Annotated in this window: 17 protein-coding genes; 7 read left to right on the top strand and 10 right to left on the bottom strand. The window is 61.7% G+C overall.

Annotated elements, in window-relative coordinates; genetic code table 11:
* Nucleotides 1–63: 63 nt before the first annotated feature.
* Both AB4874_RS17075 and AB4874_RS17080 read right to left on the bottom strand, forming a co-directional pair.
* A complete protein-coding gene (locus AB4874_RS17075; protein ID WP_368392881.1) occupies nucleotides 64–1,083 on the bottom strand; it encodes a TRAP transporter substrate-binding protein in 1,020 nt (339 codons plus the stop codon).
* Nucleotides 1,084–1,107: 24 nt separating this feature from the next.
* Nucleotides 1,108–1,641, bottom strand: coding sequence for a gluconokinase (locus AB4874_RS17080; protein WP_295529959.1), 534 nt, complete (start codon nucleotides 1,639–1,641; stop codon nucleotides 1,108–1,110).
* A 108-nt stretch (nucleotides 1,642–1,749) separates the two neighbouring features.
* Between AB4874_RS17080 and AB4874_RS17085 the strand changes: the two genes are divergently transcribed.
* Both AB4874_RS17085 and AB4874_RS17090 read left to right on the top strand, forming a co-directional pair.
* A complete protein-coding gene (locus AB4874_RS17085; RefSeq protein ID WP_368392882.1) occupies nucleotides 1,750–2,778 on the top strand; it encodes a LacI family DNA-binding transcriptional regulator in 1,029 nt (342 codons plus the stop codon).
* 92 nt (nucleotides 2,779–2,870) lie between these two features.
* Nucleotides 2,871–4,193, top strand: coding sequence for a cytochrome-c peroxidase (locus tag AB4874_RS17090; protein ID WP_368392883.1), 1,323 nt, complete (start codon nucleotides 2,871–2,873; stop codon nucleotides 4,191–4,193).
* Here the strand turns inward: AB4874_RS17090 and AB4874_RS17095 are convergent.
* Both AB4874_RS17095 and AB4874_RS17100 read right to left on the bottom strand, forming a co-directional pair.
* Nucleotides 4,190–5,704, bottom strand: a complete 1,515-nt coding sequence (locus tag AB4874_RS17095) for a CRTAC1 family protein (RefSeq protein WP_368392884.1) — start codon at nucleotides 5,702–5,704, stop codon at nucleotides 4,190–4,192. The genes AB4874_RS17090 and AB4874_RS17095 overlap by 4 nt on opposite strands.
* Complete coding sequence (locus AB4874_RS17100) at nucleotides 5,701–6,969, bottom strand: ROK family transcriptional regulator (RefSeq protein ID WP_368392885.1); 1,269 nt, start codon at nucleotides 6,967–6,969, stop codon at nucleotides 5,701–5,703. The genes AB4874_RS17095 and AB4874_RS17100 overlap by 4 nt, the downstream gene beginning before the upstream one ends.
* Nucleotides 6,970–7,181: 212 nt before the next feature.
* Here AB4874_RS17100 and xylF point away from each other — a divergent pair, with 212 nt between their 5' ends.
* The 5 genes from xylF (at nucleotide 7,182) to xylA (ending at nucleotide 13,147) form a co-directional block, all read left to right on the top strand.
* Nucleotides 7,182–8,204, top strand: coding sequence for a D-xylose ABC transporter substrate-binding protein (gene xylF / locus AB4874_RS17105; RefSeq protein WP_295529971.1), 1,023 nt, complete (start codon nucleotides 7,182–7,184; stop codon nucleotides 8,202–8,204).
* A 95-nt stretch (nucleotides 8,205–8,299) separates the two neighbouring features.
* On the top strand, nucleotides 8,300–9,625 hold the full coding sequence (locus AB4874_RS17110) for a sugar ABC transporter permease (RefSeq protein WP_368392886.1): 1,326 nt from the start codon (nucleotides 8,300–8,302) through the stop codon (nucleotides 9,623–9,625).
* 17 nt (nucleotides 9,626–9,642) lie between these two features.
* On the top strand, nucleotides 9,643–10,413 hold the full coding sequence (locus AB4874_RS17115; RefSeq protein ID WP_295530235.1) for an ATP-binding cassette domain-containing protein: 771 nt from the start codon (nucleotides 9,643–9,645) through the stop codon (nucleotides 10,411–10,413).
* Complete coding sequence (xylB, locus tag AB4874_RS17120; RefSeq protein ID WP_368392887.1) at nucleotides 10,413–11,849, top strand: xylulokinase; 1,437 nt, start codon at nucleotides 10,413–10,415, stop codon at nucleotides 11,847–11,849. The genes AB4874_RS17115 and xylB overlap by 1 nt, the downstream gene beginning before the upstream one ends.
* Complete coding sequence (gene xylA / locus AB4874_RS17125) at nucleotides 11,846–13,147, top strand: xylose isomerase (RefSeq protein WP_368392888.1); 1,302 nt, start codon at nucleotides 11,846–11,848, stop codon at nucleotides 13,145–13,147. The genes xylB and xylA overlap by 4 nt, the downstream gene beginning before the upstream one ends.
* A 96-nt stretch (nucleotides 13,148–13,243) precedes the next feature.
* Here the strand turns inward: xylA and AB4874_RS17130 are convergent, their stop codons facing one another.
* From AB4874_RS17130 to AB4874_RS17155, 6 genes are read right to left on the bottom strand one after another with little or no spacing between them, the layout of a single operon-like run.
* Nucleotides 13,244–15,508, bottom strand: coding sequence for a glycoside hydrolase family 2 protein (locus AB4874_RS17130; RefSeq protein ID WP_368392889.1), 2,265 nt, complete (start codon nucleotides 15,506–15,508; stop codon nucleotides 13,244–13,246).
* A 1-nt stretch (nucleotide 15,509) separates the two neighbouring features.
* The gene (gene dgoD / locus AB4874_RS17135; RefSeq protein ID WP_368392890.1) at nucleotides 15,510–16,658 is read right to left on the bottom strand and encodes a galactonate dehydratase; all 1,149 of its coding nucleotides are present in this window, start codon (nucleotides 16,656–16,658) and stop codon (nucleotides 15,510–15,512) included.
* Nucleotides 16,655–17,608, bottom strand: a complete 954-nt coding sequence (locus AB4874_RS17140) for an aldose epimerase family protein (RefSeq protein ID WP_368392891.1) — start codon at nucleotides 17,606–17,608, stop codon at nucleotides 16,655–16,657. The genes dgoD and AB4874_RS17140 overlap by 4 nt, the downstream gene beginning before the upstream one ends.
* The gene (locus AB4874_RS17145; RefSeq protein ID WP_368392892.1) at nucleotides 17,601–18,533 is read right to left on the bottom strand and encodes a Gfo/Idh/MocA family protein; all 933 of its coding nucleotides are present in this window, start codon (nucleotides 18,531–18,533) and stop codon (nucleotides 17,601–17,603) included. Before AB4874_RS17145 ends, AB4874_RS17140 begins: the two co-directional genes overlap by 8 nt.
* A complete protein-coding gene (locus AB4874_RS17150) occupies nucleotides 18,530–19,591 on the bottom strand; it encodes an ABC transporter ATP-binding protein (protein ID WP_368392893.1) in 1,062 nt (353 codons plus the stop codon). Before AB4874_RS17150 ends, AB4874_RS17145 begins: the two co-directional genes overlap by 4 nt.
* Nucleotides 19,588–20,397, bottom strand: coding sequence for an IclR family transcriptional regulator (locus tag AB4874_RS17155; RefSeq protein ID WP_295529999.1), 810 nt, complete (start codon nucleotides 20,395–20,397; stop codon nucleotides 19,588–19,590). The genes AB4874_RS17150 and AB4874_RS17155 overlap by 4 nt, the downstream gene beginning before the upstream one ends.
* Between the last annotated feature and the right edge of the window lie 31 nt (nucleotides 20,398–20,428).

The following is a 20,428-nucleotide window of genomic DNA, read 5'->3' on the forward strand; positions in this document are numbered from 1 at the left end:
CCGCTGATGTCGGGAAAATGGAGGTGGGCAGGGCCGCCACTGGCAGCCCCGCCCGCGTTCAGATCAAAGCAGGTTGTTCTGCTTGAGATACGCGGTCAGCACGTCATAGACATGCTGGGCCTTGTCCGATTTCTTCGCGACTTTTTCCCACTGGGTGATCGCGATGCGGCGGAATTTGGCGCGCTCTTCGTCCGACCAGTTGTGGATATGGATCTTGCCGCCAGCTTCGGCTGCAGCCACCGCCTTTTTGTCGGCTGCGGCCAGATCGTTCACCTCGGTCGTCGCGAATGTCTTGACCGAATCCTCAAAGGCTTTTTGCAGCTCGGGCGACAGGCTGTCCCATTCTTTCTTGTTCATCGCGACGCCCACCAACGGCATCGAGTGGAACCCCGGATAGACCGGATTGGGCGCGATGTCGTTCAGGCCCTGCGCCTGATTGGTCGAGAACACGGTATAGTCGGCCGCGTCGATCACGCCCTTGTCGAGCGCTGTATAAACCTCGGATCCGGGCAGGTTCACCGGGGCGGCACCCGCGGCTGCAAACACGTCTTGCACCAGACCTTCGGGGGCGCGCATCTTAAGGCCCTTGAGATCGGCCACGCCATCCAGCGGCACTTTCGAGACCAGCGATTCAAGCCCCGTCGTGGTTGAACCGACATAGTGCACCCCATAGGGTTCGAACAGATCATTGGCGAGCTGCTGACCGCCGCCATTGTTCATGAAATCGAGCAATTGATCGGTGCTCGACCATGCACCAACCGGGTTGCCAAGCAACGAAAATGCCGGGTCCTTGCCTGCGAAATACGAGATGTCGGTGACGATACCGTCGATGATGCCCGCGCCCGTCGCGTCGAGCGTCTCGTTATGCTCGACGACCGAGCCCACCGGCATCATCTCGATCTGGATCTGGTCGCCAGTCAGCTTGGCGAGGTTTTTCGTCCAGTTTTGCTGCAAGATAAAGTTCGGATTGCCCGCAGGGTCCGAGCTTTGGAACTTGTATTTGTGCACCTCGGCTTGCGCGGTGCTCGCCAGTGCCAGCGATGCTACGGTGGCCAGCGCGATATTGCGGATGGTGTTCGTCATGGTGTCCTCCCTTAAACGACGAAGTCAACTTTGCGGGGCATTGCCCCATTCGCTTAGTATCTGCGCACACAGCACCTCTGGCGGGTGGGTAATGTCGCAGATCAACGGGGCTTCCTCGGGCCCCGGTGGCTCCAGATCGGCAAGCTGGCTGTCCAGCAGCGCGATCGGCATGTAGTGGTTTTCGCGTGCCGCCATACGCTGAGCGATCAGCGCGCGCGGCCCGGTGAGATGCGCGATATGCATCGTGCCAAGGCCTTTGCGCAGCCGCTCGCGATAGCTGAGTTTGAGCGCCGAGCAGGCGAAAACGACGAGCGACGCCTCGTGTTGTGCGGCTTTGACCACCTCGGTCACTCGGTCTAGCCACCCCCATCGCATCGCATCATTCAGCGGCAACCCTGCCGCCATATGGGCCACGTTCTCGGCGGGGTGATAATCATCGGCATCAAGATAAATGCCCCCGGCAACCTTGGCGATCCGCATAGCCAGCGTCGTCTTACCGGTGCCGCAAACTCCCATCACAAGAATGGGTGGCCGCGTGAGGCTGGGTGCGTTTGTCATCTTGCCATCTTCGGTCTTGCCGTGTTTCCTAAGGCCAGAGAGTTAATGTAAGCGGTTACATTCGTCAATCCAACTTCAAGTTGTCTGGTGCCGCGCATCGAGGGCTGAATGAAAAAATCAATTGAAAACAAATCAGTAAAGATGCGCGATGTCGCCGATCATGTGGGTGTAAGCGCTGCCACAGTTTCGCGTGCCCTGCGCAACCCCGAGGTGGTGTCCGAAGCGTTACGCACTAAAATCGCCGCCGCCATCGAATCACTGGGATATCTGCCCGATCCGGCGGCGCGCGCCTTGGCTTCGACCCGGTCGGACGTGATCGGGGTGATTTTGCCCTCGGTCACCAACAACGTCTTTTCAGCGGTGATGGACGGGATTTATTCGGCGGCGGAAGGTACGCGCTATTCGGTGCAGCTGGGCTATTCGCGCTACGCGCCGCTTTCAGAAGAGAACCTGATCCGGCTGTTTTTGCGTCAGCGCCCGACCGGCTTGATCGTGACCGGAATAGACCAGACCGACGCCGCAAAAGCGCTGTTGCAAGAGGCCGATTGCCCGGTCGTTCAGATCATGGAAACCGGACCCGCGCCGCATGACCGCATGATCGGGTTTTCGCACTATCAGGCCGCGCGAGCCGCCACCGCGCATCTCATCGCGCAGGGCTATTCTCAGCCCGGCTTCCTCGGCGCGCGCATGGACCCGCGCACGCAACGCCGCCTGCAAGGTTTTCGCGACGAATTGCGCGCACACGGGATTGACGAGGGACGGCGCGTTCACAGCACGACCTACCCCTCATCGGTCACATTGGGCGGGCATCTGCTGGCGCAGCTGATGGATGCGGCTCCCGAAACGGACGCGATTTTCTGCATCAATGATGACCTTGCGCTGGGCGCGATGTTCGAGGCGCAGCGGCGCAATCTGCGTATCCCGCAAGATCTTGGGATCTGCGGCTTCAATGATATGGAAATGATGGGCGCGGCCGAGCCCTCCCTCACCTCGGTGCGCACGTTTCGGCGCGAGATGGGCGCGGGCGCGGTGCAGCTTATTCTCGACGCATTATCGGGCGGGGCGCGTCCAGATGGCAATATCGTCGATCTTGGATTCGAAATCATGCCGCGGCATTCAACCCGGCGGAACAGCTAGGACCTAACTGCCCGATCCCTGTCGGCAAACCCTTGCCTGCGCGCCGCACTCGATAGAAGATCAGACACAGGGAGACGGTTTGGGGGGGAAGCATGCTGTCGCGTTTCGTCATCGCGGTTGGACTGGGGCTTTTGGCGGCGCCGGTGTTCGCGTGGGACTTGCCCGCGCCGATCACGAATGACGACTACGCCCCGGTCGACTCCGCCGAGGCAGCCCTTGGGCGCGATCTGTTTTACGATCCGATCCTGTCGGGCAATCGCAACATTGCCTGTGCGTCGTGTCACCACCCGCGCTTTGCCACCTCGGACGGGCTGAGCCTTGGTTTGGGCGAGGGCGCGGTCGGGTTGGGCCCGCAGCGCCATATCACCGACACAAATATTCCCGAGCAGCGCGTGCCGCGCAATTCGCCAGCGCTGTTCAATCTGGGCGCGCATGCCTTCACCCGGCTGTTCGATGACGGCCGGATTGAGGCCGATCCCACGCGCCCGTCGGGCCTGCGCACGCCGATGGAAGATGAGATGGTGAGCGGCTTTGCCTCGGTCCTGTCGGCGCAGACGATGTTTCCGGTTCTGTCGCCTGATGAGATGGCAGGGCATTATTCCGAAAACGAGATCTCCAAAGCGGTGCGCTCGGGTCGCATCACCGGGCCGGGCGGGGCGTGGGACAAGATCGCCGCGCGGGTTGCGGGCGTGCCCGATTATGCCAACCGATTTGGGCTGGTCTATCCCGAGATCGCCGCCGGTCGGGCGCTGGATTTCACCGATATTTCCAACGCGATTGCGGCCTTTGTCGCCTATGAATGGCGCTCGGATCAAAGCCCGTTCGATGCCGCCTTGCGCCATGAGACCCCGCTTGCGGGGCAGGCCGCCGTGGGCGCGCAGATGTTTTATGGGGATTTGGGCTGTGCGCGTTGTCACTCCGGCCCTTTCCTGAGCGATCAGGCGTTTCACGCGATGGGGGCGCCGCAGATCGGGCCGGGCAAGGCCGAACGCTTTGAAAGCCATTCACTTGATGAGGGGCGGATGCGGGTCACCGGACGCCACGAAGACCGCTTTGCCTTTCGCACGCCAAGCCTGCGCAACGTTTTGCAAACCGGGCCTTGGGGGCATGCGGGCGCGCATGACGATCTACGCGTCTTTCTGGCCGATCATGCCGCCAGAGGGGCGGCACTTGCGGGGTATCAGCGGGCGGTGATCTTGCCGGTTCTGCCCAACACCAAACCCGACTGGGCGGTGATGGAGGACCCCACGCAGGTGGCGGACATCGCGGCCGCTGCGGGCAAAGGCATCACACTGACGCCGCCGCAGATTGAGGCACTGATGGCGTTTCTCGCGACCCTCAGCGATCCGGTGGCTTTGCAGGGGCGCATGGGCATTCCCGCCACGGTGCCAAGCGGGTTGCCCGTCGATCGCTAATCGGCGCGGCTGATCTGCGTACAGCGATCCGGGGCAATCGACCGCCAGCTATCGACGCGCCCATCGGGCCAGATCACGCGCGCCTCGGCTTGGGTCATGGCCCCCAATCCGAAATGCAAGGGCCCCGCCTGCCCACCGGCATGGCCGCCACCTACGGTCACTTCTTGCGATTGCACCCGGCCATCGCTGCGGATCTCGACCCACGCGCCGACCGCGTTACGGTTGGGGCCGGGCTGGCTTAGCGCAACGCCCGCCCAATGGCCCGTGTCGGCGGTCACGTTGCGCCACAGCTCCATCGGTGCGCGGCGGTTCATCACGACCAGATCAAGCCGCCCATCCGCGTTCAGATCAACCAGTGCCGCGCCGCGCGAGCGATCCGTCGTGGCAATGCCCGCGACATCGGCTTTCTCGACGAATGTGCCATCCGCGCGCTGCATCAGCAGGTTGTTGGGGTCGTGTATCGCGTTCGAGGGCATCTGATCGACATTGCCCTTGGCGATGAACAAATCGGCGCGCCCGTCATTATCCACATCGCCGAATTCCGCGTGCCAGCCGGTCGAGGGACGGCCGTCATCGCCGAAAAACGGACGCTGCGAATAGGTGCCGATGGCGAATGGCGCGTTTTCAAACCCGGTACCGCGATTGAATTGCAGCAGTTGATCGCCCATCGAGGTCATCATCACCTCGGGCAGGCCATCGCCGGTGATGTCGCGGCTGGCGATGCCCATCCCCCAAAGCGAAACATGTTTCCAATCGGGGCGTTCGTGCAGTGGGGACAACTCGAACATCTGCTCATAGCCGCCGTGCACATAATAGTGGCGATCGTTCGACAGGCGCAGTTGCGGATCCCCGTTGCGCTGCCAATCCGAGATCAGCGCCGACAGCGTGCAATGGCCCGGATCGATCTGCTCGACCCGGCCATAATCCTCACCGTCCGGGCGGATCAGCTGCGAGCGGTCGCAGGCCTCAAACGGACCATCGGGGTTGGCGCGGTCCACGTAATTGCCAAAGAACAGCGTGGGGCGGGCTTGGCCTGCCTCCCATGTGGCCGTGAAGGCGGTGGTCCAGGCGTCATTGCTGGGCAGCCCCCAAATGGCAGTCGCATCCTCAAACTGGCAATTGCCCAAACCGCGCAGCAACTGGTTCGCCCCGACCCGCAGAACGGCGAGATCCATGACCCCGTCGCCGTTGATATCCAGCGGATAGGCACCGGTAGTTTCAAGGATTTCGGGCGCGTGGCCGTCAGCGAATTGCAGCGCCCCGCCGGGCTCAGAGCGGTTGACGAACAGGGCTGCAGGGCCGCTTCCGCCTGCCGCGAAAAGATCGGGTTTGGCGTCGCCATTGCAGTCAAACACCGCGACGCCGCCACCGACGAAATGCTCCCATCCACCGGAATAGACATGCGCGAAGGGCAGCCCACCTGCGTCATTTTCAAACGCCGGATCGGCGCATGCGGGGGCCGCGATCATCGCAGGCACAGCGATCAGGCAAAGGGCGCGACGCGGTGTCATTGGGCGGCCATCTCCCGCGCTTGTCCCAGCATCTGCTCAGTCACCTCATGCAGCGCCAGCGCCGCAGCTCCATGCGCCCACAGCAGATCGCCCCAGGCGTGAATTTCCACTGGCGGCGGCGTGCGCCCGGTATCAAGCATCATCTCGGACATCTCCGACAAGGTGTCGCGCGCATATAGATAATCATATCGCATCCGCTCTCCCGACAAGATCAGCAATTGCGGATCAAACAGGTTCACGACATTGGACAGGCCCAGCGCAAGATAGCGCCCGGCACGGCGAAAGATCGCGCGGGCGGCCCCGTTCCCGGCCTTGGCGTGATCGAACAGGCTTTCCAGCATGACCCCGACCGAGCGCGTCTCAAGCGTCGAGATATTGAGCGCCGTGCGGGCCTCGCGCACCAGCGCATAATCGGCCAAATAAGCCTCAAGGCAGCCGCGCTGACCGCAGCGACACAGCGCCCCGTCCAGTTGAACCTTGGTATGGCCAAGCTCCATCCCCATGCCGCGTGCACCACGATACAGCTGATGATTGATGACATAGCCCATCCCGACACCATGCTCGATTGTGACCACGGCAAAATCGGACAATGCGCGCCCTGCCCCGAACCACAGCTCGGCCAGCGTCACAAGATTGGCGTCATTGTCGATATGCGTCGGGATACCAAGCCGGTCCTGCACGGCGCTGCGCAGCGGGAAGTGCCGTGTATCGAGGATCGGCGACCAGTGCACGATACCGCTTGTCCCGTCGACAAAGCCGGGAACACCCAGACCCAAGGCGCGGAAGTCTGTCACCGCAAGGCCGCTGCGGCTGCACAGCGTCGCGACAAGATCGGCGGCCGCTTCGACAACCGCCTGCGGGTCCAGCGCACCGGGGGCCTGCTCAATCGCGGCAGAGGCCACGACATTGCCCGCGAAATCCACGATGACCCCGGTATGTTCGCGATCCGACAGCTTGATGCCCACGACATGATGCGTGCCCCGGCGCACCCGCAGCGACACCGCCGGACGCCCGCGCGCGCTTTCGGTGTCGCGCGGCGCGGTGCTTTCTTCGAGCAGCCCCCCCTCGATCAATTCCGAGGTGATGGTGGTTACGGAGGCCGGGCTGACCCCAAGATCTTTGGCCAATTGCACCCGCGCAATCTCGCCCGAAGCGCGCACGCGTTCAAAGATTTGCTGGCGCAAAGGGCGGGACGGGTTGGCGAGGGGCAGAATCAGCGGGCCGCAGCCAATGGCGGTATTCTCTGTGCTGCGCTGCGAGATCATCCGCTATTTCCTTTGGTCAGTTAAGTAAATTGGCACCATTCGCACCCAGTTCGCCCAAGATTGCGCCGCAACGCAGCGAAAACAAGCTCTGGAATAACACCTCTCTAGTGTTTCGCTGAATTTTTATTTTGACAACTAAAATTAATCGCGGCACCTTCTTCACGTTCCGGTGAGTCCATCGGGAGGCCTTTGGGCCATCTAGGGAGGAAAAAATGCATAAATCCATTCTGGCCGCCGTCGTACTGACGGTCGGTCTTTCGACCTCGGCCTTTGCGGAGATGACGGTCGGGGTATCCTGGTCGAATTTCCAAGAAGAACGCTGGAAAACCGACGAGGCCGCTATCAAAGCCGCGCTCGAAGCGGGCGGCAATAAGTATATTTCTGCCGATGCGCAGAACTCGGCTGCCAAACAGTTGACCGACGTCGAGGCGCTGATTGCGCAGGGAGCCGACGCTTTGATCATTCTGTCAGTCGATAAAGACGCGATCAGTCCGGCGATCGACAAGGCCGCGAATGAGGGAATTTCCGTGGTCGGCTATGACCGCCTGATCGAAGACCCGCGCGCCTTTTACCTGACCTTTGACAACAAGGGCGTGGGCACGATCATCGCGCAGGAAGTCTCGAAGGTGCAGCCCGAGGGCAACTACGCCATCGTCAAGGGCGACAAGGGCGACCCGAATGCGGCGTTCCTTTTGTCGGGTATGATGGAGGTGCTTCAGCCCGCCATCGACAGCGGCAAGATCAAGATCGTCGGCGAGAGCTTTACCGATGGTTGGAAGCCCGACAACGCGCAGAAAAACATGGAGCAGATCCTGACTGCCAACAACAACAATGTTGACGCAGTGCTGGCCGAAAACGACGGCATGGCGGGCGGTGCGATTGCTGCGCTTCAGGCGCAGGGTCTCAATGTTCCGATCGGCGGTCAGGACGGAGATCTTGCCGCGCTGAACCGTGTGGCGCGTGGCACCCAGACCGTTTCGGTGTGGAAGGACTCGCGTCAACTGGGCAAGGCAGCGGCCGATATCGCGGTTGCGCTGGCCGGTGGCACCGCAATGGATGCCGTTGACGGCGTGCAGAAGTGGTCCGGCGGCGAAAAAGGTGTCGAGATGGACGCGATCTTCCTCTCACCGACCCCGATCACCAAAGACAACCTCAATGTCGTGATCGACGCGGGCCATATCTCGAAAGAGCAGGCTTGCGAAGGCGCGATGGCAGGCGTGATGGGCTGCGAATAAGCCCCGGTCTTGGGTCCGGCGCTGGCAATGCGCCGGACCCGTTTTCCTGACAAGGGGCGCCCTGCGGCGCCTGCATCAATTTTCCGGATCAGATCATGACCCAGACCAATTCCGCCCCGCGGCAAGACGGCGCATCGCCGCGCCCGGGCGTGTTTGGCCGCTTTCTGCGCGCCACCGAAATCGACACCAGATTGCTTGGCATGATCGGCGCACTCGCGTTGATCTGGATCGGCTTTCATCTTTATGGCGCGCTGTTCAAAGGCTTTGGCGCCTTCCTGACCCCGCGCAACCTGTGGAACCTCAGCGTTCAGACCGCCTCGATCGGGATCATGGCGACAGGAATGGTGTTGGTGATCATCACCCGTCATATCGACCTGTCGGTGGGCTCGATCCTTGGGGTTTGCGCGGTCGTGATGGGGGTAGTGCAGGTTCATGTGCTGCCCGGTTTGATCGGTTTTGGCAGCCCGCTGATCTGGATCATCGCTGCGATCATCGGCATGGTGACGGGGGCGCTGATTGGCGCGTTCCACGGGGCGATCATCGCCTTTGGCAAGGTGCCTGCCTTTATCGTGACGCTGGGCGGGCTCTTGGTCTGGCGCGGCGCGGCCTATTTGATCACCCGTGGCGAAACGATCTCTCCGCTCGATGAGACCTTCAAGCTGCTCGGCGGCGGGCCTTATGGCGCGATTGGCGAGATGGGCAGTTGGATCGTCGGCATCCTGTTTTGCATCGGTATCGTGTGGCTGTTGTGGCAGGGCCGCCAACGCCGCCGATCCTATGAATTCCCGCTGCGTCCGCTTTGGGCCGAGGGCGTGCTTGGCATGATAGGCTGCGGTGTTGTCATCGGCGCGGTCCTTGTGGTGAATGCCTATCCTTGGCCCAAAGGGATCGTGCGCCAATATGCCAAGGCCAATAATCTTGAGATCCCCGATGGCGGTCTGTTCATCTCGCATGGCTTTGCGATCCCGGTGCTGATCCTTGTGGGCGTCGGTATTGCGATGACGATCTTGCTCAACCGGACGCGCTTTGGCCGCTATGTGCTGGCCATTGGCGGCAACCCGGATGCGGCGGAACTGGCGGGCATCAACACCAAGATGATGACGGTCAAGATATTCGCGTTGATGGGGTTCCTGACGGGGCTGTCGGCAGTCGTCGCCTCGGCCCGGCTTGGCTCTGCGACGAACTCGCTGGGCACGCTGGACGAGTTGTATGTCATCGCCGCCGCCGTGATTGGTGGCACCTCGCTTGCAGGTGGGGTGGGCACAATTTACGGCGCAATTCTGGGCGCTTTTGTGATGCAATCGCTGCAAACCGGCATGGTCTTGATCGGCTTTGATTCAGCGGTGCAGCAGATTGTCGTGGGCTCGGTTCTGGTGCTCGCGGTGTTCATCGACACGATCTATCGGCGCAACATCAAATGAGCGGGGCCAGCATGAGCATGACGCAAACCTCTACACTCGATCGCACCGGCACACCGCTTGTCGAACTGCGCAACATCTCGATTGCCTTTGGCGGGGTCAAGGCGGTCGATCACGTCACGATCGACCTGTTCCCCGGCGAGGTCGTGGGGCTTTTGGGGCATAACGGCGCGGGCAAATCGACGCTGATCAAATGCCTCTCGGGTGCTTACCAGATGGATTCTGGCGAGATTTTCATCAATGGCGAGAAGGCCGAAATCCGCAATCCGCGCGATGCGCGCGACTGCAACATTGAGACGATCTATCAGACCTTGGCGCTGGCAGATAACCTTGATGCGGCCTCAAACCTGTTTCTGGGGCGCGAGATCACTGGCCCCGGCGGCTTTGTCGATGACGACCGGATGGAGGCCGAGACGCGCAAGATCATGGGTCGTCTCAACCCCAATTTCCGCAAGTTCAAAGACCCGGTAAAGGCGCTTTCGGGCGGTCAGCGGCAATCGGTGGCCATCGCGCGTGCGGTCTATTTCAACGCCCGCATCCTGATCATGGATGAACCCACTGCCGCCCTTGGCCCGCACGAGACGCAGATGGTGGCCGAGTTGATCGAAGAGCTAAAGGCGCAGGGGCTTGGGATTTTCCTGATTGAACATGACATCCACAACGTGATGCGCCTGTGTGACCGCGCAAGCGTGATGAAAAACGGCCAACTTGTCGGAACTGTGAATGTCGATGAGGTCACTGATGAGGATATCCTTGGCATGATCATCTTGGGTAAGAAACCGGAGGCATAATGTTTCTTGGATTGGATCTTGGCACATCCGGGCTGAAAGGCATCCTGATGGATGACGCTCAGCATGTGCTGGCCGAAGCCACACATCCGCTGAGCGTTTCACGCCCGCAAGAGGGCTGGTCAGAACAATCTCCCGCCGACTGGCTGCGCGCGACCGAAGCGGTGCTGGGGGCCTTGGCCGCACATGATCTCTCGAAGGTGCGTGGGATCGGGTTGTCGGGGCAAATGCACGGTGCGACCTTGCTGGACGCGTCCGGCGATGTGTTGCGGCCCTGCATCTTATGGAACGACACCCGCGCCCATCGCGAGGCCGTCGAGCTGGATGGCGACCCGCAGTTTCGCCAGATCACCGGGAATATCGTGTTTCCGGGCTTTACCGCGCCGAAACTTGTCTGGATCGCCCGGCATGAGCCTAAGACATTCGCCAAGGTGTCGAAGGTGCTTTTGCCCAAAGACTACCTGCGTTTCTGGCTGACTGGCGAACACGTGGCCGAGATGTCGGACGCAGCGGGCACAAGCTGGTTTGACACCGGCGTGCGCGATTGGTCGGATGCGCTTTTATCCGCCACCAACATGCGCCGCGAGCAGATGCCGCGTCTTGTCGAGGGCTCGGAGGTTTCGGGCGTGGTGCGCTCCGAATTGGCGGCGCGATTTGGCCTTGGGCGCGACGTGGTCGTAGCGGGCGGGGGCGGCGACAATGCCGCCTCGGGAATCGGTGTTGGCGTGGTCAAGGCGGGGCAGGCCTTTGTCTCGCTGGGCACATCGGGGGTGCTGTTTGCCGCCAATGACGGCTATCAGCCCGACCCGGCCAGTGCCGTGCACAGTTTTTGCCATGCCCTGCCTGATACCTGGCACCAGATGGGCGTGATCTTGGCTGCAACCGATGCGCTGAACTGGTATGGGCGGCTGCTGAATACGGACGTCGCCGATCTGACCGATGCGCTGGGCGATCTGGCGGCACCGGGCAAAACCCGCTTCCTTCCTTATCTCGGCGGAGAGCGCACGCCGCTCAACGATGCCGCGATCCGTGGCGCGTTCATCGGGTTGGAGCATGCGACCGACCGGGCGGCGGCCACGCGCGCCGTTCTGGAAGGGGTGACCTTTGCCATCCGCGATTGCCGCGATGCGCTGGCCGCGACAGGCACCCGGATCGAAAGCCTTCTGGCGGTCGGTGGCGGGTCGCGCTCGCGCTATTGGTGTCAGGCGATTGCCACCGCGCTGGGCACCCCCGTCTCGCTGCCAGTTGCAGGGGATTTCGGCGGAGCGTTCGGCGCGGCGCGGCTGGGCATGATGGCCGCCACCGGGGCCGGTGCCGAGATCGCCACCCCTCCCACAATCTCGGCCGTGATCGAACCTGTCGCGGCCCTTTCTGACGCATTCGACGCAGGTCACGCGCGCTACCGCGCCGCAGCTTTAGCCATCAAGGGACTGACATGACGGACTTTTTCAACGGCATTACTCCGATCAAATACGAAGGCCTCGACGCCAGCAGCGATCTGGCCTTTCGCCATTACAATCCAGACGAGATCGTCATGGGCAAGCGGATGGCCGATCATCTGCGTTTCGCCGTCGCCTATTGGCACAGTTTCGCATGGCCCGGCGGCGACCCGTTTGGCGGCCAGACCTTTGAGCGCCCTTGGTTTGGCGACACGATGGATTTGGCAAAGCTGAAAGCTGATGTGGCCTTTGAGATGTTCGATATTCTCGGCGCGCCGTTCTTTTGTTTTCACGATGCCGATGTGCGCCCTGAAGGCGCGGATTTCGCCGAAAATACGCGCAATCTCGAAGAGATCGTCGATTACTTCGCACAGAAGATGGAAAGCTCAGAGACGCGCCTTCTTTGGGGCACGGCGAACCTGTTTTCGCATCGCCGCTTTATGTCTGGCGCTGCGACCAACCCCGATCCCGAGGTGTTTGCCTGGTCCGCCGCGACGGTGAAAACCTGCATGGATGCGACCCACAAGTTGGGTGGCGAGAACTACGTGCTTTGGGGCGGGCGTGAGGGTTATGAGACGCTGCTCAACACCGATCTGACCCGCGAGGCCGAGCAGGCCGGGGCGTTCCTGTCGATGGTGGTCGATTACAAGCACAAGATCGGTTTCAAAGGCGCGATCCTGATCGAACCCAAGCCGCAAGAACCCTCCAAGCATCAATATGATTACGATGTCGCCACGGTTTACGGGTTCCTCAAACGCTTTGGGCTTGAGAACGAAGTGAAGGTGAATATCGAGCAGGGCCACGCGATTTTGGCTGGGCACAGCTTTGAACATGAGCTGGCGCTGGCGGCCTCGCTGGGGATTTTCGGCTCGATCGACATGAACCGCAACGACTATCAATCGGGCTGGGATACCGATCAATTCCCAGACAACGTCCCCGAGATGGCGCGCGCCTATTACGAGGTGCTCAAGGCGGGTGGCTTTACCACGGGCGGAACGAATTTCGACGCCAAGCTGCGCCGTCAATCGCTGGACCCCGAGGATTTGATCGCAGCCCATGTCGGCGCGATGGATGTTTGTGCGCGCGCGCTCAAGGCGGCTGCGGCGCTGCTGGAAGATGGCGCGTTGGAAGAGGCCCGCAACGCCCGTTATGCGGGTTGGGACGCGCCCGAGAACCGGGCGATGCTGACCTCTGATCTTGCGGCAATCGAGGCGCGGGTGCGCAGTCAAGGGATCAACCCCGCCCCGCGATCTGGCCGACAAGAGCGGCTAGAGAACCTTTGGAACCGCTTTGTCTAAGGACCGGGGCTTGGTGATCGCACAAGATGACCAAGCCCCGCTTTGGCGGGGCTCATCGCGCCCCAGTGCAAAACCGTCTGTAGGGCTTCGACGCCCTTACTCGCCTCCGGACCTTGGTTGAGTTATGGGGCCGTGGCTTGCGATTCCGGGCGCAACGATCTCAATTTCGCTCTGCACGCTTTGATCGCGCAGCCGCGCTGTCAGGCGCACGGTGCCCTGCTCGCCGCTCAGTCGCAGCCAGCAGCCCGTTGCGCCCCCCGCCAGCACCGGACACTGCGACCCGATCAACCGTGCAGGGCCCTCGACGCTTAGAAACACCGGCTCATTGAGGAAGTGCAGCTTGTTGCCCGCCTGATCGCGCGCGCGGATCATGACGCGAATTTCGTCATCGGGCGCGGCCTCGGCGCGGGTCACGTCTGGGGAAGCCTCAAGCGCCGTAAACAGCGCATCGGCGGGGAAAATCCGCTCGGTGACCGGTTTTCCGTTTACGAACCCGGTGACCTTGCCGCCATGCCAGCTTTCGCCCCACTGACCCAGCTCAGCCTCGGTGAAATGGCGATGATCGATGATGATCGGTGGATGGGGCAGATGCGGGAAGCGTTCGCGGTCGGGACCGACGCGCTTGACGACATCGGCATAAGATAGCTCAACCTCATCGCAGTTGCTCAGCACGATCAGCGGCAGCACGCCGCCGATATTGCGCTCGCCGCGCGCCCAGACGGTGACCGGCTCCATCACGATCTTATCCTCGGGCGGCATCTGACTGGCATAGGCATAGGCGGCAAATTTCGGCTCGCGGAAAATGCTCATCACGCCGTGATGGCAAATCCGGTCGCCTGCGCCGAAATCTTTATGCGTGTTATAGTCAAACATACACCAGCCAATGCAGCCCGCGATCCCGGCATCCGGGTCATGCGCGGCGTTTAGCACCTCAAGATGGCGCAGCACATGTTCGTGCTGGCGATGTTCGGGGTCGCCCGCCTTGGTGGGATACATATGCCCATTATATTCGGTCACCAGATAGGGCACGCGGTTGGGCAGCCCGGTCACCTCTTGCTGATCGCGCAAGCCCATGCGCGGGCGGTTCGTGCCGGGCCGTTCGAACTCGCCCAGAACGAAATCATTCATCGTGTAGACGTCTTCGAGCAGATGGCTGTCGGGAATGCAGCGCACGCCGCCAGTGGGGCGCGTCGGGTCAAGGTCATGGGCGAGCGCGTTGGTGCGCGCGTAGAAGTCATCGGCATCGGGGCTTTCATTGATGCGCACGCCCCAGATGATGATCGAGGGGTGGTTCCAGTCGCGCCGGATCATCCGCCCGACATTTTCAACCGATTCATCTTGCCAGCCGGGGCCGCCGATATGTTGCCAGCCTGGGATCTCCTCAAAGGCCATCAGGCCGATCTCGTCGCAGCGATCCAGAAAATACGGGCTTTGCGGATAATGCGAGGTGCGCACGATATTGCAGCCCAGATCAAAGCGCAAAATTTCGGCGTCGCGTTCTTGGCTGCGCTGGCCCTGTGCATAGCCAGAATAGGGAAAGCTTTGATGGCGGTTCAACCCGCGCAGCACGACCCGTTCGCCGTTGAGGAAAAACCCGTCGGGAGTGAAACGCGCCTCGCGAAAACCGAAGCGCTGAACGAGACGATCACCGCTATCGGGCAGCGTGGTTTCTAGCGTGTAAAGCGCCGGAGTCTCGGGGGACCAGAGCATTATTTTCGATAAATCAGAAAATTCAATATTATCAGAAACAACCGTTTCACGCCGCGCAATTTCCACGCCCTCGGGATCGCGCAGCACCAGGTCCACGGCGCCGGGTTGTGACGTTTCGAGCTTCACCACCACGCGCTTCTGGCTTGCCAGCACATCAGGCGTCTCGATCTTGAGGCTTTGGATATGGCGCGCAGGAAGCACTTCCAGCCAGACATCGCGATAAATCCCGGCATAGGTCAGATAGTCGATCCGTCCGCCAAAAGGCGGGATCTCAGGGTTTTCACTGCCATCGATGCGCACCGTCACGCGGATTGTTCCCGACCCAATCGGATTTTCCAGCGGCACGGTAAACGGCGTGTAACCGTCGCGGTGGCGCGTCACCTCGACCCCGTTCACCCAGACCACGGCATCCGCCATCGCCGCGTCAAAGCGCAACTGCACGACTTTGCCCGCCCAATCGGGCTGCCAGTCAATCTCGCGCTGATAGGTGAAGACGCGCTGGAACGCGCGCTCGTCGAAATAGCTCATCTCGAGATCGACGGCGTTATGAGGCAGCGTCACGCGCGCGCCTTGCCTCGCTGCCTGCGTCCAGTCCGGCTCGAACCCTTCAGTAAAGTACCAGTCGGTGTTCAGTTTGGTGATCTTGCGCATCTTACCACTCCGCAAAGCTGCCATCGGCATGACGCCAGATGGGGTTGCGCCAGCGATGCCCTTCGGCGGCGGCCTGGCGCACCTTGTCCTCGTTGACTTCAATGCCAAGCCCCGGCCCCTGCGGGATCGCGACATAGCCGTCTTGATAGGCGAACACCTTGGGATCGATCAGGTAATCCAGCAAATCCGAGCCCTGATTGTAGTGAATGCCCAGCGATTGTTCCTGAATGAAGGCGTTGTAGCAGACCGCATCCAGTTGCAGATTCGCCGCCAGCGCGATCGGCCCCAGCGGGCAGTGCAGCGCCAGCGCAACATCATGGGCCTCGGCCATCGCGGCGATCTTGAAGGTCTCGGTGATGCCGCCGGAATGGCTGGGATCGGGCTGGATGATATCAACGAAACCGCCCGCCAGAACCTCCTTGAAATCCCAGCGCGAATAGAGCCGCTCGCCCAACGCAATCGGCGTTGCGCAATGATTGGCGATCTCGCGCAGCACCTCGGCATGTTCGCTCAGCACCGGCTCTTCGATGAACATCAGGTTGAATGGTTCCAGCTCTTTGGCAAGCTGTTTGGCCATCGGGCGATGCACCCGACCGTGAAAGTCGATCCCGATCCCGAAATCGGGGCCCATCGCCTCGCGGATCGCCTGCACGCGCGCCAGAACAGCGTCGATTTTGGCGTGGCTGTCGATGAATTGCAGCTCTTCGGTGGCGTTCATCTTAACCGCCGTGAAGCCGCGTTCACCGCATTCGCGTGCCATGTTCGCGGTGTCGCCGGGACGATCGCCGCCGATCCAGCTATAGACCCGAATGCGATCACGCTGCTGGCCACCCAAAAGCGCATGCACCGGCACGCCTAGCGCGCGGCCCTTGATGTCCCACAGTGCCTGATCAATGCCCGCAATGGCCGACATATGAATGCCGCCGCCGCGATAGAATCCGCCGCGATACATCACCGTCCAATGGTCCTGAATATGGCCGGGATCCTTGCCGATCAGATAGTCCGAGAGTTCCTCGACACAGGCTGCAACGGTCGCCGCGCGCCCCTCAAGGACCGGTTCGCCCCAGCCGCTGATCCCCTCATCGGTCGAGATTTTCACAAAGCACCAGCGCGGCGGGACGATGAATGTTTCGATGGCGGTGATTTTCATTTTGACCTCGTGGTGAATGCCAGCCGGGTTTGATGGAAATAGCTTTCGCCGGGTTCCAGGATGGCATTGGGAAAATCGGGGCGATTGGGCGCGTCTGGCCAGGCTTGCGGTTCAAGGCACAGCGCGTGATTCACGGGCACGTCGACTGCGGGGCTATTGACCGTGTATAGCTGCAGGCCCGGCTGGTTCGTCGTGATTTGCATGACCCGCCCCGAGACAGGGTCATACAGCGTCGCGGCCTCATGCATCTCTTCGCCGACCTCCAGACAAAAGCAATGATCAATGCCCGGATCACCTTGCCGCAAGACCGGGCGCAGCGCGCGATAATCAAACATCGTATCAGCCACTGGCCGGGGCGCGCCCAGCGGGATCAAGGCGGCATCAACGGGCAAATAGCGCTGCGCGTTGATACAAAGCAGATGATCGCGCACCGGCCCTCCCCCGACGAGATTGAAATAGCCATGCGACGTAATAGAAACCGGACAGGCGCGCGAGACGCGGGCGCGATAGGTCAGGGTCAGTGTGCCCGGCTCGGACAGGGCAAACTCGGCCTCGACCTCCAGATCACCGGGAAAGCCCTGATCGCCATCGGGACTGAAAAGCCCCAAAGTCACCCTGTCGGCGCGGTGATCAAGCACCTGCCAATCGCGCCGATCAAACCCATCAATACCGCCATGCAAACAGGTCGGGCCCTCATTCGCGCTTAGATCGAACGTCTCGTCGTTGAGCGTAAAGCGCGCAGAGCCGATGCGATTGGCAAACCGCCCCACCGTTGCGCCATGAAATCCGCGCGCGTGGCGATGATCGCGCGGGTCTTTCGGACCCATCAGCACCTCGCCCAGAACTCCATTCCGATCCGGCACTTGCAGCGAATGCAGCACCGCGCCAAAGGGTAGAATGACGGCCTGCACGCCCGAAGGCAGCGCGATTTTGCACATTGGCTCAGCCATGGGGCACCTCTTGAAACGGTTCAACTTGTTGCGTGTGACCACACAGAAACGCATCCGCGACCAACCGCAGCGGCGTGACATCGACATCCCTTTCGCCCCGCGCAACCAGATCGCGGAACCGGGCATAAAGCGTAGCATATTCTGATCGGTCCGCAGCCGGCTGCACCCGCCCGTCAATCGCGAAGCGCGCCCCGCCCTGATCAAGCGTTGCGCGACCTTCGTCGGTGTCAAACTGGATGCGCCATAGCTCATCGCCAGTTTCACGCCAGTCGAAATTGGCCCCGATTGGCACCGCGCCCGTGCGCATCTCAAGGCTGGCCGCGATTGGGGTTTCGCGCCCCTCTGGCACCGAAAGGTCTGCCGAGATCAAACGCACCGGATCGGCCAGAACCGCAGTCAGAATTGAAAGCGCATTGATACCGGGATCGAACACGCCGAGGCCACCCGCCTGCCAAATCCACTGCTGGCCCGGATGCCATTTGCGCACGTCTTCACGCCAGTCGATCTGCACCGCGCGCAGGCGTTGTCCGGCCAACCACGCACGCGCCAAATCAACCGCCGCTGCCGCGCGCGAATGCCAGCTTGCAAACAGCGTCAGCCCACGGCGCGCCGCTTCCTCGCGCAGGGCCTCGACTTCGGAGACGGTGGCGCCGGGGGGCTTTTCCAGCATCAGATGACGCCCCGCGCGCAGCACCGACATCGCCTGATCGAAGCGGCCTTGCGGCGGGGTGCAAAGCGAAATCGCACCGATATCAGGCTGTGCTGCGAGCAGCGCGTCGATATCGGGGTAGCAGGGCAGATCGGGCAGCGTCGCGTTGCGGCTGGCCAGAGCGGCCAGATGCACACCGTCAACCTGTTCAAGCGCAGGCAGGTGCTGCGCGCGCGCAATCGCGCCCAAGCCGACAAGACCGATCGCAAGGCTCATGGGCGCACGCGTGCGCCAGTATCGGCGCGAAACACATAGACTTCTTCCGGGTCAAAGCGCAGCCCGACCGTGCCGCCGCCCGCGGTCGAAAGCCGCTGATCGGTCTCCACGATCACGCGTTCCCCGCTTGGTGCACGCAGATGGGCATAGCTGACGCCGCCAAGGTTTTCCGCCATATCGACAGCAAAAGCACCCGCATCCGCGACGATCTTGAGCGCATTTGGCCGCAAACCGACCTCGACTTCGGTGCCCTCGGGCGGCAGGGCCAGTGCCACATTGATCGCGCTTTCCAGTCCCGGAACTTCGATTGCGCCACCTTTGATCCTCCCGGCGAGGAAATTCATCGAGGGCGAGCCCATGAAGCCCGCCACGAAACGATTGTCGGGGTCGTCATACAGGTCCATCGGCGCGCCGACCTGTTCGATATTGCCCGCGCGCAGCACCACAATCTTGTCGGCCATCGTCATCGCTTCGACCTGATCATGGGTGACGTAGATCATCGTTGCGCCGATCTCGCGATGCAGCCGGGCGATCTCGGCGCGCATCTCGACACGCAGTTCCGCATCGAGGTTGGAGAGCGGCTCGTCAAACAAAAATACCTGCGGCCCGCGCGTGATGGCCCGCCCGATGGCGACGCGCTGGCGCTGACCGCCGGACAAAGCGGCGGGCTTGCGATCCAGCAGCGGCTCCAGCTTGAGGATATCGGCCGCCTCGCGCACTTTCGCGGCGATTTCGGCCTTGGGGTGGCCGTTCATCTTGAGGCCAAACCCCATATTTTCGGCTACCGTCATATGCGGATAGAGCGCGTAGGTCTGAAATACCATCGCAATGCCGCGCTCGGCAGGTTCGGCATGGGTGACGTCGTGATCGCCAATGCGGATCGCGCCACCGCTGGTGTTTTCGAGCCCCGCGATCATACGCAGCAATGTCGATTTCCCACAGCCAGACGGGCCGACAAAGACGCAAAACTCCCCCGGTTCGACCATCAGATCGACACCGTGGATTACCTCAGCCTCGCCAAACCGTTTGACGATTTTTTGCAATGCAACTCCGCTCACTGTCCGTCCTCCCTGTTTTGCTCTGGAAAGCGCCATGCAGCGGCGGCTTTTGCGATCTGCTGCGCTGCCTCAAGCAAAAGCGGCGCGTATGATTCCAGCGCGTCATGACCCTCGCGTTGGCCTGCCGTGATCGACAAAGCCCCAAGAACGCGCCCGCTTTGCGACAAGATGGGGGCGGCGATGCAGCGAATGCCGGGTTCGTGCTCCTCGGCATCCCAGGCGAACCCACGAACGCGGATCGCCTCCAATTCTTTGCGCAGCGACTGCGCATCGACCAAAGTATGCTCGGTGAAGCGATGAAAGCTTTGACGCGCGATGGCGGCCTCTAGCGGCTCTGGGGCCAGATGGGCCAGCATCGCCTTGCCCACGCCCGTGCAGTACGCCGGCCCGACCTTGCCCGATTGCGAGAACATCTCGACCGGGCGCGCGGCGTTGCGCTTGTCGACATAAAGCACCATGCCCTGATCAAGCTGCGCCAGATGCAGCGTCTGCCCGGTCTTGGCCGACAGCGCATCCAGATAGGGCGCGGCGACCGGCGCGAGCGAGCTTTGCGCCCAAGCCGCATGTGCAAGACGCACCAAACGCAGGCCCGGCGCGTAGCTTTGGCGCTCGTCATCATAGGCCAGCATGCCCTGATTGGTCAGCGTTTGCAGAAAGCGATACAGCGTGGCCTTGGGCAGCCCCGAGACCGGCAGCAATTCTGCAAACCGGACCGGGCGCGCAAAGCCAGCAACAAGGTCCAGTACGCCAAGCGTTCGCCCGACAGTGCCATCTTCATGCGCGGGTTGGGGTTCGTGTTTGCTCATAGGCCTCCTCCACAGGACTGTTGACAGGATG

The organism is Thioclava arctica (assembly GCF_040892615.1).
GTDB lineage: Bacteria > Pseudomonadota > Alphaproteobacteria > Rhodobacterales > Rhodobacteraceae > Thioclava > Thioclava arctica.

Excerpts from the sequence above, each read along its gene's own strand:
- AB4874_RS17110 (WP_368392886.1), top strand. The coding sequence starts at position 8,300 with ATGACCCAGACCAATTCCGCCCCGCGGCAAGACGGCGCATCGCCGCGC.
- xylF (WP_295529971.1), top strand. The coding sequence starts at position 7,182 with ATGCATAAATCCATTCTGGCCGCCGTCGTACTGACGGTCGGTCTTTCG.
- AB4874_RS17155 (WP_295529999.1), bottom strand. The coding sequence starts at position 20,397 with ATGAGCAAACACGAACCCCAACCCGCGCATGAAGATGGCACTGTCGGG.
- AB4874_RS17075 (WP_368392881.1), bottom strand. The coding sequence starts at position 1,083 with ATGACGAACACCATCCGCAATATCGCGCTGGCCACCGTAGCATCGCTG.
- AB4874_RS17090 (WP_368392883.1), top strand. The coding sequence starts at position 2,871 with ATGCTGTCGCGTTTCGTCATCGCGGTTGGACTGGGGCTTTTGGCGGCG.
- AB4874_RS17130 (WP_368392889.1), bottom strand. The coding sequence starts at position 15,508 with ATGCGCAAGATCACCAAACTGAACACCGACTGGTACTTTACTGAAGGG.
- AB4874_RS17145 (WP_368392892.1), bottom strand. The coding sequence starts at position 18,533 with ATGAGCCTTGCGATCGGTCTTGTCGGCTTGGGCGCGATTGCGCGCGCG.
- AB4874_RS17095 (WP_368392884.1), bottom strand. The coding sequence starts at position 5,704 with ATGACACCGCGTCGCGCCCTTTGCCTGATCGCTGTGCCTGCGATGATC.
- AB4874_RS17115 (WP_295530235.1), top strand. The coding sequence starts at position 9,643 with ATGACGCAAACCTCTACACTCGATCGCACCGGCACACCGCTTGTCGAA.
- AB4874_RS17140 (WP_368392891.1), bottom strand. The coding sequence starts at position 17,608 with ATGGCTGAGCCAATGTGCAAAATCGCGCTGCCTTCGGGCGTGCAGGCC.
- AB4874_RS17080 (WP_295529959.1), bottom strand. The coding sequence starts at position 1,641 with ATGACAAACGCACCCAGCCTCACGCGGCCACCCATTCTTGTGATGGGA.
- AB4874_RS17100 (WP_368392885.1), bottom strand. The coding sequence starts at position 6,969 with ATGATCTCGCAGCGCAGCACAGAGAATACCGCCATTGGCTGCGGCCCG.
- dgoD (WP_368392890.1), bottom strand. The coding sequence starts at position 16,658 with ATGAAAATCACCGCCATCGAAACATTCATCGTCCCGCCGCGCTGGTGC.
- xylB (WP_368392887.1), top strand. The coding sequence starts at position 10,413 with ATGTTTCTTGGATTGGATCTTGGCACATCCGGGCTGAAAGGCATCCTG.
- xylA (WP_368392888.1), top strand. The coding sequence starts at position 11,846 with ATGACGGACTTTTTCAACGGCATTACTCCGATCAAATACGAAGGCCTC.
- AB4874_RS17085 (WP_368392882.1), top strand. The coding sequence starts at position 1,750 with ATGAAAAAATCAATTGAAAACAAATCAGTAAAGATGCGCGATGTCGCC.